The organism is Pseudomonas sp. BB438 (genome assembly GCF_057180225.1).
Genome location: NZ_CM170001.1, coordinates 5,247,376 through 5,261,249 on the forward strand (window position 1 = coordinate 5,247,376; position 13,874 = coordinate 5,261,249).

11 protein-coding genes are annotated in these 13,874 nt (G+C 65.8%); 7 read left to right on the top strand and 4 right to left on the bottom strand.

Annotated elements, in window-relative coordinates; translation table 11 throughout:
- The first annotated feature begins 58 nt into the window (after window positions 1-58).
- From AC1ZV1_RS24210 to AC1ZV1_RS24240, 7 genes are all read left to right on the top strand, one after another.
- Window positions 59-997: a GGDEF domain-containing protein gene (locus AC1ZV1_RS24210; RefSeq protein WP_484293966.1), complete on the top strand. Its 939-nt coding sequence runs from the start codon at window positions 59-61 to the stop codon at window positions 995-997.
- Between the two features lie 78 nt (window positions 998-1,075).
- Window positions 1,076-2,233 (top strand): dipeptidase, encoded by a 1,158-nt coding sequence (locus AC1ZV1_RS24215; RefSeq protein WP_484293967.1) that lies wholly within the window; start codon window positions 1,076-1,078, stop codon window positions 2,231-2,233.
- 96 nt (window positions 2,234-2,329) lie between these two features.
- Window positions 2,330-3,889, top strand: a complete 1,560-nt coding sequence (gene rhlB, locus AC1ZV1_RS24220; RefSeq protein ID WP_484293968.1) for an ATP-dependent RNA helicase RhlB — start codon at window positions 2,330-2,332, stop codon at window positions 3,887-3,889.
- A gap of 336 nt (window positions 3,890-4,225) precedes the next feature.
- Entirely contained in the window at window positions 4,226-6,184 is a 1,959-nt protein-coding gene (locus tag AC1ZV1_RS24225) for a methyl-accepting chemotaxis protein (protein ID WP_484293969.1), read from the top strand.
- Between the two features lie 187 nt (window positions 6,185-6,371).
- Window positions 6,372-7,319, top strand: a complete 948-nt coding sequence (locus tag AC1ZV1_RS24230; protein WP_484293970.1) for an ornithine cyclodeaminase family protein — start codon at window positions 6,372-6,374, stop codon at window positions 7,317-7,319.
- 13 nt (window positions 7,320-7,332) lie between these two features.
- Window positions 7,333-8,463 carry an NAD(P)/FAD-dependent oxidoreductase gene (locus AC1ZV1_RS24235; RefSeq protein WP_484293971.1) on the top strand — a complete coding sequence of 377 codons (1,131 nt, stop codon included), beginning with the start codon at window positions 7,333-7,335 and terminating at the stop codon, window positions 8,461-8,463.
- 90 nt (window positions 8,464-8,553) lie between these two features.
- The gene (locus AC1ZV1_RS24240; protein WP_484293972.1) at window positions 8,554-9,177 is read left to right on the top strand and encodes a helix-turn-helix transcriptional regulator; all 624 of its coding nucleotides are present in this window, start codon (window positions 8,554-8,556) and stop codon (window positions 9,175-9,177) included.
- A 531-nt stretch (window positions 9,178-9,708) separates the two neighbouring features.
- Here AC1ZV1_RS24240 and AC1ZV1_RS24245 read toward each other — a convergent pair.
- The 4 genes from AC1ZV1_RS24245 to narI all read right to left on the bottom strand — a co-directional run bounded on the left by AC1ZV1_RS24245 (window position 9,709) and on the right by narI (window position 13,872).
- A complete protein-coding gene (locus AC1ZV1_RS24245; protein WP_484293973.1) occupies window positions 9,709-10,485 on the bottom strand; it encodes an ABC transporter substrate-binding protein in 777 nt (258 codons plus the stop codon).
- A 629-nt stretch (window positions 10,486-11,114) separates the two neighbouring features.
- The gene (gene moaA / locus AC1ZV1_RS24250) at window positions 11,115-12,101 is read right to left on the bottom strand and encodes a GTP 3',8-cyclase MoaA (RefSeq protein ID WP_484293974.1); all 987 of its coding nucleotides are present in this window, start codon (window positions 12,099-12,101) and stop codon (window positions 11,115-11,117) included.
- A gap of 162 nt (window positions 12,102-12,263) precedes the next feature.
- Window positions 12,264-13,082: a peptidylprolyl isomerase gene (locus AC1ZV1_RS24255; protein ID WP_484293975.1), complete on the bottom strand. Its 819-nt coding sequence runs from the start codon at window positions 13,080-13,082 to the stop codon at window positions 12,264-12,266.
- Between the two features lie 103 nt (window positions 13,083-13,185).
- Window positions 13,186-13,872 (bottom strand): respiratory nitrate reductase subunit gamma, encoded by a 687-nt coding sequence (narI, locus tag AC1ZV1_RS24260; RefSeq protein ID WP_045210685.1) that lies wholly within the window; start codon window positions 13,870-13,872, stop codon window positions 13,186-13,188.
- Window positions 13,873-13,874 lie beyond the last annotated feature (2 nt).

Here is a 13,874-nt window from a genome sequence, read left to right on the forward strand (position 1 = left end):
GACTACAGGGAGAGTCAGTCGTGCACATCATCAGTCGCCACTCAATCCTCGCTGCGCCATGAAAGCGGCGCAGTGGAACGAGGACATTCGTCAGCTTCAGCATCTGCGGCTATTCCAGAACGTGGCCGCGGCCAACCTGCAGCAATTGCTCAAGGATTTCCGCGCCTGCGAACTGGAGCGCGGGGAAATCCTGCTGTCGCCGTTCAACCGCAACCACTTCCTTTATATGGTTCTGTCCGGGCACCTGACGGTGTACCTGGGCTCGCTGGACAACCAGCCAGTGAGCACGCTGCACCCGGGCGACTGCGCGGGCGAGATCAGCTTCATCGACAGCGACCACCCTTCGGCTTACGTCGTCGCCAGTGAGCCGACCACCGTGCTGCGCCTGCACCGCGAAGCGCTGATCGGCCTGTTCGAGCATTCCCCGCAGGTCATGCAGAACCTTCTGACGGTGCTTTGTGAAAAGGTTCGCGAAGGTAACCGGATCATTCTCGACACCGAGCAGAACGCCAACATCGACACCCTCACCGGTCTGTTCAACCGTCGCTGGCTGGAGCACATCTACGACCGCGAGAGCACGCGTTGCGCCTTCAACGGACAGCCCATGTGCATGCTCATGCTCGATGTCGACCACTTCAAGAATTACAACGACGAGCACGGCCACCTGGCTGGCGACTACGCGCTGTGCCTGGTCGCGCACACCCTGCGCAGCCAGCTGCGGCCCAAGGACAGCATGGCGCGATATGGCGGCGAGGAGTTCGTCATCCTCCTGCCGGAGATCGCCATCGAGGAGGCCCGGCGCATCGGCAACCGCCTGCGCCAGAGCCTGGAGCAGGTCACCTCCTTCTATTCACCGGTGGGCGTGTTGCCCGGCGTCACGGTGTCTCTCGGACTCGCCGAGATGGACATTCAGGAAAACCTGCCCAGCCTGATTCTGCGCGCCGACGGCGCCCTCTACCAGGCCAAGCAGAAGGGCCGCAATTGCCTCTGCGGCTGAGCCCGCTTCCCTTCACCGTCCCTTCTGTTAGATTGCGCCCCGCTAAAGAACGAATAACAACAAAGCTGGGAAGCTGACATGCGCAAACTGCTGATCGTCCTGCTCGTCCTGCTGGCCGTTGGCCTGGGGATCTTCTTCAATCTTCCGGGCTATATGGACCGGAAGATGAACACCGTGGTCAGCCCGCCGCCCTACCCCGCCTCGCCCGAAGCCCAGGCGCTGCACCGGACCCTGTTCGTCGCCGACCTGCACGACGACGCCCTGCTCTGGGACCGCAACCTGCTGGATCGCCACGACCACGGCCACACCGACGTGCCGCGCCTGCTCGAAGGCCACGTCGGCCTGCAGGTGTTCTCCACCGTCACCAAGACCCCGCGCGGCCTGAACTACGAAAGCAACGCCGCCGACAGTGACAACATCACCCCGCTGGTCATCGCCCAGCGCTGGCCGGCGCGCACCTGGAACAGCCTGCTCGAACGCGCGCTCTACCAGGGCGAGCTGCTGGACAAGGCCGCCGCCGACAGCCAGGGCAAGCTCACCCTGATCCGCAGCCGCGACGATCTCACCCGCTACCTCGCCGCCTGGCAGAAGGATCCGAACCGCCTCGCCGGCGTGCTCGCCACCGAAGGCCTGCATCCGCTGGAAGGCAAGCTGGAAAACATCGACCGCATGTATGACGCCGGCTTCCGCATCATGGGCCTGACCCACTTCTTCGATAACGAAGTCGGCGGCTCCGCCCATGGTCTGAAGAAAGGCGGGCTGACCGAGTTCGGCCGCGAGGTCATCCCGCGCCTGGAAGAGCGGAAGATGCTGATCGACCTGGCCCATGCCTCGCGTCCGCTGATCGACGACGTGCTGGCCATCGCCAAACGGCCGGTGATCGTCTCCCACACCGGCGTCGCCGGCACCTGCCCCGGCCCGCGCAACCTGACCGACGCCCACCTGCGCGGCATCGCCCGTACCGGCGGGGTGATCGGCATCGGCTACTGGGACGGCGCCGTCTGCGAGACATCCGTGGACGCCATCGTCAAGGCCATGCGTTACGCCGCCGACAAGGTTGGCGTCGAGCACCTGGCGCTGGGCTCGGACTTCGACGGCGCGGTGAACGCGCCCTTCGACACCACCGGCCTGGCGCAACTGACCCAGGGCCTGGCCAAGGCCGGCTTCAGCGACCGGGACATCGCCGCGATCATGGGCGGCAACGTGCGCCGGCTGCTGCTGGAGAACCTTCCGTAGCCCACGTCAATAGGCAGAATGCCCGTGGCACTTCGCCCTGCGGGCATCTTGCATTACACTGGCGGCCGTTCATTCCTTAACCAGTACGAGACCAACGTGCTCAAAGCACTCAAGAAAATCTTCAGCAAGGGTGATGGCGAGCAGCCCGTCGCCACGCCGGCAGCCCCCGCTCCCGCTGCCCCCCAGCCCGCCCAGAGCGGTGAAAAGCGTCCGCGCAAACCGCGCAATCCGCGCTCCGAAGGCGACGCCTCCGAGAAGCCGGCCCGCGGTCCGAAGAGCGACAAACCCCGCGCAGAGCGTTCCGACAAAGGCGAACGCGGCGAGAAACGCGAGCACACTCCGAAGCAGGAGCACGCCAAGGCCGAAGGCACCGACAAGCCCCGCGAGCCCCGTGCCGACAAGCCCCGCCGTGAGCGCAAGCCGCGTCCGCCGGTGGTGGACAACTGGAAGCTGGAAGACTTCGTGGTCGAGCCGGCCGAAGGCAAGACCCGTTTCCACGACTTCAACCTCGACCCGCGTCTGATGCATGCCATCCATGACCTGGGCTTCCCCTACTGCACACCGATCCAGGCGCAGGTGCTCGGCTTCACGCTCCGCGGCCAGGATGCCATCGGCCGCGCCCAGACCGGCACCGGCAAGACTGCGGCGTTCCTTATCTCGATCATCACCCAGCTGCTGCAGACCCCGCCGCCGAAAGAGCGCTACATGGGCGAGCCGCGTGCGCTGATCATCGCGCCGACCCGCGAGCTGGTGGTGCAGATCGCCAAGGACGCCGTCGGCCTGGCCAAGTACACCGGCCTGAACGTCATGAGCTTCGTCGGCGGCATGGACTTCGACAAGCAGCTCAAGACCCTGGAATCGCGCTTCTGCGACATCCTGGTCGCCACCCCGGGCCGCCTGCTGGACTTCAACCAGCGCGGCGAGGTGCACCTGGACATGGTCGAGGTGATGGTCCTGGACGAAGCCGACCGCATGCTCGACATGGGCTTCATCCCGCAGGTCCGCCAGATCATCCGCCAGACCCCGTACAAGGGCGAGCGTCAGACCCTGCTGTTCTCCGCCACCTTCACCGACGACGTGATGAACCTGGCCAAGCAGTGGACCGTCGACCCGGCCATCGTCGAGATCGAGCCCGAGAACGTCGCCAGCGATACCGTCGAGCAGCACGTCTATGCCGTTGCCGGCAGCGACAAGTACAAGCTGCTGTACAACCTGATCGCGCAGAACAACTGGGAACGCGTGATGGTCTTCGCCAACCGCAAGGACGAGGTACGCCGCATCGAGGAACGCCTGACCAAGGACGGCATCAGCGCCGCCCAGATGTCCGGCGACGTGCCGCAGCACAAGCGCATCAAGGTTCTGGAAGGCTTCCGTGAAGGCAAGATCCGCGTGCTGGTCGCCACCGACGTTGCCGGCCGCGGCATCCACGTCGACGGCATCAGCCATGTGATCAATTTCACCCTGCCCGAAGATCCGGACGACTACGTGCACCGCATCGGCCGCACCGGTCGCGCCGGCACCACCGGCACCTCGATCAGCTTCGCCGGCGAGGACGATGCCTTCGCCCTGCCGCCGATCGAAGAATTGCTGGGCCGCAAGATCAACTGCGAAATGCCGCCGACCGAACTGCTCAAGCCGGTCCCGCGCAAGCACTGATCGCCGGTCTGCACCAGAAAAAGGCGAAGCCACCCGGCTTCGCCTTTTTTTATTTCTGCCGGAATGTTTCCCGTGAGCGTTACGTCCGGTGACGCCCCCGCCCCTCCCTCCTGAAAACCCGCGCTTATCCCCATGCCAGAGCGCCGCGTTTTTCCCGCCGGACCCGCTGGGACGACCGTACGGCATTCCGCGCAAACAATGGCACCGCGCCATCTCCTAGCGAAATCAGCCCCGCCCCGGCCATTTCCGCTCAGATTTATTTACAGACGTAAAAAAATTCGCACGCTTCTTGCAAAGCACGCGAGAACAATTCCAAGAACTCGTCGGAATCCTCCCATGCCCTTGCGCGCCAAACTTGCTCTGAGTTTCCTCTCGGTCGGCCTCATTCCTGTGCTGGTGATGGCCGTCGTGGTCTACCTCCAGGCCAGCCGAGCCCTCGAAGAACAAAGCCTGAACGCCCTGGAGGCGGTCGCCAGTATCAAGCAGCGGCAACTGATGGATGCCTGGAAAGCCCGTAACGACCAGCTCAGCAGCCTTGCCACCAACCTGGGCAGCAACTACGCCGGGCTGGACAGCGAGTCCCTGGTGACCACCGCCAACTACGACCGTCCGGTGTTCGAGAACTTCATCAAGACCTTTGGCTACCGCGAACTGCGCCTGGTCGCCGGTGACGGCAAGGTCGTGTTCAGCCTCGGCCGTGGCGTCGACTACCAGCAGAACATCGGTGATCCGCAATGGCGCGACACGCCGTTCGGCACCTTCATCCGCACTGCGCTGGACAGCGGCAAGGCCAGCATCAGCGACCTGGAGCAGGCGCCAAACGACCAGCAACCGGTGCAATGGCTGGCCGCCCCGATCAAGGACAACGGCAAGCTGCAACTGTTGCTGGTGCTGGAATTGCCGCTGGCAGCGCTCAACGAAGTGATGCAGAACCGCCAGGGCCTGGGTGACGACGGCGAGACCTACCTGGTCGGCGGTGACGGCAGCCTGCGCTCGGATTCGGTGCGTTTTGCCGATCATCACGTGCGCCGCGACAAGGAAAGCCCCGTCGCCCTGCCAGGCCAAGCCATCGAGAAAGCCCTGGCCGGCGAACAGGGTCGTCTTTCCGAGGCGGGCCTGAGCAACGAGCCGGCGCTCAAGTCGTTCGTCCCGCTGAACCTGGACGGCCTGCACTGGGCGCTCGTGGCGGAGATGGACCAGGCCCAGGCCTTCGCCCCGGTGCGCAAGCTGATGTGGCAGATCCTCGTGCTCGGGCTGCTGACCCTGGTCGGCGTCGCCGCCGGCACCTGGCTGGTCAGCCGCAGCGTGATGCGTCCGCTGGGCGGCGAGCCGGCCAGCATGGCCGCACTGGCCCAGCGCCTGGCCAGCGGCGAGCTGCGCCTGAGTGACGACGCCAGTGCCAGCAGCGGCCTGATGCAGGCCCTGCGCGAGATGACCACGGCCTGGCGCCAGGTGGTCGAGCGCCTGCGACAGGCCAGTGAGGCCGTGGGCGACGCCAGCGGCGACATCCTCGATGCCGCCGGACGTACCAGTAACCACCTCGACCAGCAACAGGAAGCACTGGAGATGGTCGTCAGCGCCGTCGACCAGATGGCCGCCACCGTGCAGGAGATCGCCGGCAGCGCCAGCCGCAGCGCCGACGGCAGCGCCGCCGCGCGCGAGGCGTTCGTCGCCATGCAGGGCACCCTGCAGCACATGATCGGTCGCCAGGACCAACTGCTGGTCGGCTTGCGCCAGGCCGACGGCGTGGTGCAGACCCTGGCCGGCGAGAGCCAGCAGATCGGCTCGGTGCTGGACGTGATCCGCTCGATCGCCGAACAGACCAACCTGCTCGCCCTCAACGCCGCCATCGAAGCCGCCCGCGCCGGCGAAGCGGGCCGTGGTTTCGCCGTGGTCGCCGACGAGGTGCGCAGCCTCGCCCAGCGCACCCGCAGCGCCACCGACGAGATCGTCGCCATCGTCGGCAGCCTGGGCGACTCGTCCGTCCAGGCGCAGTCGAGCATGAGCGGCGCCAGCGAACAGGCGCACACTCTGGAGCAGGATACCCAGGCCGTGCTGGAAGCCCTCGGCGCGCTGGACGACTCGCTACAGGGCGTGCACGCCATGGCCTTCCAGATCGCCGCCGCCGCCGAACAGCAGGCCGCCACGACCCAGGAGGTGAACCAGCACATGCACCGCCTCAGCGACATGACCGTGGAGAACCGCAAGACCGCCGCGCACACCCGCGATTGCGGCGAGCACCTGCGCCGCGTGGCCGGCAGCCAGGAAGAACTGGTGGCGCAATTCAAGCTGTGAGCCTTCAGTCGGGGTTCACCCTGTAGGAGCGGGCTTGCTCGCGAACGCGGTCCGCCGGTCATTCCGGTACCATGCGGTTCGCGAGCCAGCTCGCTCCTGCGACAACCGCCCACCCGACCGCGTGCCCTTGCCGATCAAGACAACTGAGTCCAGAATGGAAAAATAAATCCACATCTGGAGTCTCGCCATGTCCGCCGCCACGCCTCTCACCCTCAACCAGGCCGACGCCGAACGCCTGCTGGAACAGGTCGACGTACTCCAGGCGATGCGCGACATGTTCGTCGAGCTGGCGAGCGGCAGCGCCGTGCAGCCCGCGCAGCAACTGGTGGAATTCCCCAACGGCGGCGGCGACTTCATCAACTACCTCGGCGTACTGGCCTCGCAGAAGGTCTACGGCGTGAAGACCTCGCCGTACATCGTGCGCCAACCCAAGTCGCTGGTCACCGCCTGGAGCCTGCTGATGTCCATGGAGAGCGGCCAGCCGCTGCTGCTGTGCGACGCCGGCAGCCTGACCACCGCGCGCACCGCCGCCACCACCGCCCTGGCCGTTCAGGAGCTGGCCCGCCCGGACGCCAAGCGCCTGGCCATCGTCGGCAGCGGCCCGGTCGCCCGTGCGCACCTGCGCTACGTCGCCGGCCTGCGCGACTGGCAGAGCATCCGCGTCTACTCGCCGAACCTGAATGCCGGCGTGCTGGCCCAGTTCGGTGCCATCGATGCCCGCGCGGAACCCGCCACCAGTGTCGAAGCCGCCGTGGCCGACGCCGACGTGGTGCTGCTGTGCACCTCCTCGGGCACCCCGGTGCTCGATCCGGCGATCCTCGGCAAGCCCGCGCTGATCACCTCCATCAGCACCAACGTCGCCCGCGCTCACGAAGTGCCGCCGCAATCGCTGGCGCAGATGGACGTGTACTGCGATTACCGCGCCACCACGCCGGCTGCCGCCGGCGAGATGCGTCTGGCCCGCGAGGAGCACGGCTGGGACGGCACCCTGCGCGGCGACCTGCCGGAGCTGGTCAGCGGCCAGGCCGCCAAACCGGACTACCAGCGCCACGCCTTCTTCCGCTCCATCGGCCTGGGCCTGGAAGACGTCGCGCTGGCCAATGCGCTCTACCATCTCCAACGCAAGCACGCCTGAGCCGGAGACGAACATGATCGAAGTCGACTTCCTCATCATCGGCGGCGGTATCGCCGGCGCTTCCACCGGTTACTTCCTCTCCCGCCACGGCAAGGTCGCCGTGCTGGAGCGCGAGTCCCACGCCGGCTACCACTCCACCGGCCGCTCGGCGGCGCTCTACACCGTCGCCTACGGCACGCCGCAGGTGCGGGCGCTGACCGCTGCCAGCCGCGACTTCTTCGACAACCCGCCCGAGGGCTTCGTCGAACACCCGATCCTCACCCCGCGCGGCGAAATGACCGTGGACTTCGAAGGCAACCCGGAAGAACTCCGGCGCCAGTACGACAGCGCCCTCGCCAGCGTGCCGGACATGCGCCTGCTCGATGCTGACGAAGCCTGCGCCATCGTGCCGGTGCTGCGCCGCGAGAAAGTCCATGGCGCGATGCTCGACCCCAGCGCCGCCGACATCGACACCGACGGCTTGCTGCAGGGCTACCTGCGCGGCATCCGGCGCAACGGCGGCAGCGTCCAGCTGGACAGCGAAGCCCTGGAAATCAAGCGCATCGACGGTGCCTGGGAAGTCCGCTGCGCGCAGCAGACGTTCCGCGCACCGGTGCTGGTCAATGCCGCCGGCAGCTGGGCCGACAAGGTCGCCGAACGGGCCGGCGCCGCGCCCCTGGGCCTGACGCCCAAGCGCCGCGCCGCCTTCCTGTTCAGCCCGCCGGAGGGCGTGGACAGCCACGTCTGGCCGGTGCTGGTGAGCCTGGACGAATCCTTCTACTTCAAACCCGACGCCGGCATGCTGCTCGGCTCGCCGGCCAACGCCGACCCGGTGGAGCCCCACGACGTGCAGCCCGAAGAGCTGGATATCGCGATGGGCATCTACCAGATCGAGGAACACACCACGCTGAGCATCCGCCGCCCGAGCCACACGTGGGCAGGCCTGCGCTCGTTCTTCGCCGACGGTGACCTGGTGTCCGGCTATGACCCGACCACACCCGGCCTGTACTGGGTCGCCGGCCAGGGCGGCTATGGCATCCAGACCTCGGCGGCAATGGGCGAGGCCAGCGCCGCGCTGATCCGCCATGAAGCGCTGCCCGAGCACCTGGCCCGCCACGGCCTGACTGCCGAGATGCTCTCGCCGGCGCGCCTGCTGGCCAAGTGAGCCGCCGACCGTGACAGCCCGCGGGCGCTTGCGGCACACTCGCCAGCGCCCGCTCCATCGCCCGCCTCCTTGCCTTCGAGAGCCTTGCCCATGACCGCCGCTGATCCGCTGGACAACTACAAGGCCATCGCCGACGCCATCGCCGCGCTGTTCTTCCCCCACGCCGAAGTGGTCATCCACGACCTGCGCAACCAGCGCGTGGCCTATCTGGCGAACAACATCTCCAAGCGCGAGATCGGCGACGACTCGGCGCTGGAGGACATGCTCGAAGGCGGCCATGACGAACGCAACATCGGCCCCTACGAGAAGCTCAACTGGGACGGCCAGAAGATCCGCTCCATCAGCACCGTGCTGCGCGACGGCAAGGGCGAGCCGCTGGCGGTACTGTGCATCAACCTCAACATCACCCTGTTCGAGACCGCCAAGGCGGCGCTCGACCTGTTCCTCTCCTCCAGCAAGGTCATCCCGCAACCGGACGCGCTGTTCCGCGACGACTGGCAGGAACGCATCAACACCTTCCTGCATGGCTGGCTGCAACAGCGCCAGCTGAGCCTCTCCACCCTCAGCCGCGACCACAAGCGCGAGCTGGTCCTGGCGCTGCATGCCGAGGGCGCGTTCAAGGGCAAGAGCGCAGCAAACTATGTGGCCAACGTGCTGAACATGGGCCGGGCGACGGTGTACAAGCACCTGAAGGAGTTGAAGGAAGAGGTCTGAGCCGGCTCCTTCCCGCGTTTTTCGCTCGCGAACCTCACTTTGGCTTTGGCTTTGGCTTTTAAAAACCTTCCAGAGAAACGTCCGCACACGCCGAATGCCCCGTTCAGGAGGCCTCGTTGAAGCGGAGTTTCAGGGGTTGAGCGACATGGATGTCGCGAGAGCGGCGATGGGCCAGGGATGGCCCTTCGCCGCGTGCCCCTGAAACTTCGATTCAACGAGGGTATTTTTCGCCCCAAGCGAAAAACCGGATGTCCGGGGCAAGCCCTTTGGTTACTTTCTGGCGTTTGAGAAAGTGACTCGCCCGAGGGGGCGAAACAAGAAGTAACTGAACACGCCAAAGCGGCGCAAAAATGCCCAAGCCAACCAGCGCATAGCCAGCATGGGTATCGCAAGCTCGCGGAACGCCGCCCGCCCCATCCTGCGCAAGCATTCATCGGTAGGGACGGCAGAGTGCAGTTCGCGAGCAAGCTCGCTCCTACGAAAAGCAAAAAGGCCGCCCGAAGGCGGCCTTTTCCATGGCTCGGCGGAGGATCAATCGCCGTAGATATCGCTCTTGAAGTACTTGCCTTCGATTGCCTTGTACTTGCCATTGGCGCGCAGTGCGTCGATGGCGGCGTTGAGCTGGCCGACCAGCTCGGTATTGCCCTTGCGCACCGCGATACCGGCGCCCTCGCCGAAGTATTTCGGATCCTTGAACTCCGGACCGATAAAGGCGAAGCCCTTGCCGCGCGGGGTTTCCAGGAAGCCGATCTCCAGCGGGATGGAGTCGGCGAAGGTACCGTCCAGGCGACCCGCCAGCAGGTCCAGGTAGATTTCGTCCTGGCTGGTGTAGCGCACCACGTTGGCGCCGGCCTTGCCCAGTACCTCGGTGGCGAAACGGTCGGCAGTGGAGCCGCGCTGCACGCCGATGTTCCTGCCCTTGAGCTGGCTGAATTGCTCGTCCAGCGGCGAGCCTTCCTTCATCACCAGGCGACCCGGGGTGAAGTAGTACTTGTGGGTGAAGTCCACCGAGTGCTTGCGCTCTTCGGTGATGGTGATGGAGGACAACGCGGCGTCGATCTTGCGCACCTTCAGCGAGGGGATCAGGCCGTCGTACTCCTGCTCGACCCACTGGCACTTGCGCTTCATCTCTTCGCACAGCGCGTTGCCGATGTCGTAGTCGAAGCCGGCGATGCCGCCTTCCGGGGTCTTGTAGGCGAAGGGCGGGTAGGCCGCCTCGATGCCGATGCGCAGCGGCTTGTCGTCGGCATGGGAGAAGGTGGCGAAGGCAGCCAGCATCAGGCTGCCCAGCAGGGCTTTGCGATTCATCGATGAACTCCATTGTGTGGTCGCCGGGGGCGAGCGCCGGCCGGTACGTCTGGGCAGTGAGTACGGCGTGTCTTGGTTCGTCCAGGGGCGCGACGCGGAAGCTCGCAGCGGCATTGCCTTGCCCTGACCCAGGCGAACGACTTCTTGTTCTGGCTTGTTCTGGTCCGTCCACGCGCGGGCGCGCGTAAACATAAAATCCAATCTGGACTAAAAAGTACACAACGTCAATCGCCCTGCGACCGCGCGGCACACTCCCCTCCGCGCCCCTCTCGCCACTCCTTCGGAGGAATGTCGCCTGCCGGGCTCGCGCCTTAGTCTGGAAGCGTTCCGAAGCAATCCAGGGAGGATTCGAAACGACTCTTTCGCAGGATGCACCGTAGCTTCCACGGTTATACCTTTGGCAGATGCCCGAAGCCCCCGCGAAACGCTCATGTCGCAGGGGCTTTTTTATGCCTGACTAGTGTTGTGCCCAAGCAACCCGCGACCGACCTGCAGGAGCGCGCCATGCGCGCGATCGCGGGCATGGCCCGCTCCTGCAAGTGGGCGCTCGGAGTCTCTTGTTCGCTCCGGGGAATGTTCAGGAACGCAAGGCAAGAGGCGGGCACAAGGCCCGCCGAGGGAGGTCGGTTTCAGCCGCCGCTGAGGTTCATGAAGCGCAGCACCTGCACGTCGCCGACGGTGAACTCGTGGCGCGCCGGCTTGCGCTGCAAGGCGCCGCGCAGGGCGTCAAGGATGGGTTCATCGTGGATCGGATGACGACGCAGCAGGCCGCGCAGGTCCAGGGAGTTCTCGTGGCCCAGGCACAGCAGCAGGCGGCCCTCGGCAGTCAGGCGCAGGCGATTGCAGGTGGCGCAGAAGTTGTGCGAATGCGGCGAGATGAAGCCGATCCGCGTGCCCGGATGCTGCGCCAGGCGTACATAGCGCGCCGGGCCGCCGCTGTGTTCGGCGCTGTCCAGCAGTTCGTGGTGCTCGGCGATCAGTGCGCGAACCTCGTCGCTGGAACAGAAGCTTTCCTCGCGCTCGCGACCGACCTGGCCCAGGGGCATTTCCTCGATGAAGCTGATGTCCAGCCCATGGGCAATAGCGTAGTCCACCAGTGCCGGTACTTCGTCGGCGTTGCGGCCCTTCATCACCACACAATTCAACTTGATGTGCTCGAAACCGGCTTGCTGGGCGGCGTCGATACCACGCAGCACCTGATCCAGGCGCCCGGTGCGGGTGATGGCGGCGAAGCGTTGCGCATCCAGGGTGTCGAGGCTGATGTTGAGGCGGGAAAGGCCAGCCGCCTTCAGATCGCCAGCCAGCCGGGCGAGCTGCGAGCCGTTGCTGGTCATGCACAGTTCGCGCAGGCCGGGCAGCGCCGCGAGGCGTTCGCAGAGGTGGACGATGCCGGGCCGTACCAGCGGTTCGCCGCCGGTGAGGCGCAGCTTCTTCACGCCGCGTTCGACGAAGAGCCGCGCCACGCGCTCGATCTCTTCCAGGGTGAGCACCTGCTGGCGTGGCAGGAAGCGCATGTTCTCCGACATGCAGTAGACGCAGCGGAAGTCGCAGCGGTCGGTTACGGACAGGCGCAGGTAGTCGATCTTGCGACCCTGGCCGTCGATCCATTCGGACATCTGATAGTGCTCCATGGCAGATCGGAGTTGGGCGTTCCCTCTCCCCCGCCCTCTCCCTGAAGGGAGAGGGAGCTGTCCGTGCCGGCTGACACCAATATTTCATCCTGCACCGGACGGTCCCCTCTCCCTTTAGGGAGAGGGTTAGGGAGAGGGGCTCTGGCTCTACTGCACCAGCGGCGACTCTGCTCCGTCGAAGACAAAGCCATCGATCCGCGCTTCACCGGCCAATACGCTGATGTACTGGCTGACCGCACGCTGCAGCACCTGGGCGCGCAGGTAGGCGGCGATGCGCGGGCGCGCCTCGGTGAAGTCCAGCGGCTCGCCGCCATCGCGCTCGATCAGCTCGACCACATGCAGGCCGTAGCGACTTTCCAGCGGATGGCCGAGCAGGCCGGGTTGCTGTTGCAGCAGGCGTTTCTCGAACTCGGGGACGGTCTGCCCCGGTTCGATCCAGCCCAGATCACCGCCGTCATCCTTGGACGGGCAGTCGGAGAAGCGCATGGCCTTCTCGGCGAAACGCTCGGGATGTTCACGCAGCTCGGCCAGCAGTTCCTCGGCCTGTTCGCGGGCCTTGGCGCGGCCTTCCAGGTCGTCCGGCGCGCAACCCAGCAGCACGTGGCGCAGGTGCATGCGCCAGGGCGCGGTCAAACGGGTGGGGTTGGCTGCGTACCATTGGCGGCAACTGGCCTCATCGGCTTCGGGTACGCCGACTTCGCGGTCGATCAGGGCACGGATGCGCGCCTCTTCCAGTGCCTCGCCCTCTTCCGCGTCGGCTTCAAGGCCCAGCGCGTCGGCGCGCTGCACCAGCAGTTGCCGCACCACCAGCGCGCGGCAGGCGGAGTACAGGGCTTCGGCATGGCTGGCGGCGGGGTGGTATTGCAGCTCGCGGGCCAGTTCGTCCTCGTCGATGGCGACGCCATTGACGGAGATGGCAGGCAGGTCGACGTGTTCGACCTTGGCTTCGTAGTGGGAGCAACTCATTTCGCTTACCTCCGGTAACCCTCTCCCCTGCCCGCTCCCTGAAGGGAGAGGGGGAAGAGCTTCAGGTGGGGCGGACGGCGCGCCAGCGTCATCCGCCGCTTCTTCACGCTGCGCGACGCTTGGTACGGACGACCTGGTAACGGCGGCCGAAGTACCACACCGGAGCGCTGACGATGTGCACCAGACGGGTGAAGGGGAACAGCACGAACAGGGTCAGGCCGAGGGTCACGTGCAGCTTGTAGACCAGCGATACCGGGGCGATGGCTTCGGCGGCGGCCAGCGGCTGGAAGGTGACGATGGACTGCGCCCAGTTGGCGAGCATGACCATCACCGAACCGTCCAAGTGATGGGTGGAGGCGACGATGGTGGACAGGCCGAGGATCAACTGGACGTAGAGCACCAGCAGGATCATCAGGTCCGACGCGTTGCCGGTGGCCCGCACGCGCTCATTGGTCAGGCGGCGCAGGATCAGGCCGGTCAGGCCGATGAAGCAGAGGATGCCGAAGAAGCCGCCGGAGACCATTGCCAGCAGTTGCTTCTGCTCGGTGCTGATCAGATGCTCGTAGACCGCATGCGGGGTCAGCAGGCCAACGAAGTGACCGGCGAGGATGAACAGCACACCGACATGGAACAGGTTGCTGTACACGCGCATGCCCTTCTTGCTCAGCATCTGGCTGGAGCCGGCTTTCCAGGTGTATTGCGAGAGGTCGAAGCGCGCCCAGCTGCCGATCAGGCAGATAGCGAGCGCGACGTAGGGGTAGATCCCGAACGCTAGAAGATCGAGGGACATGT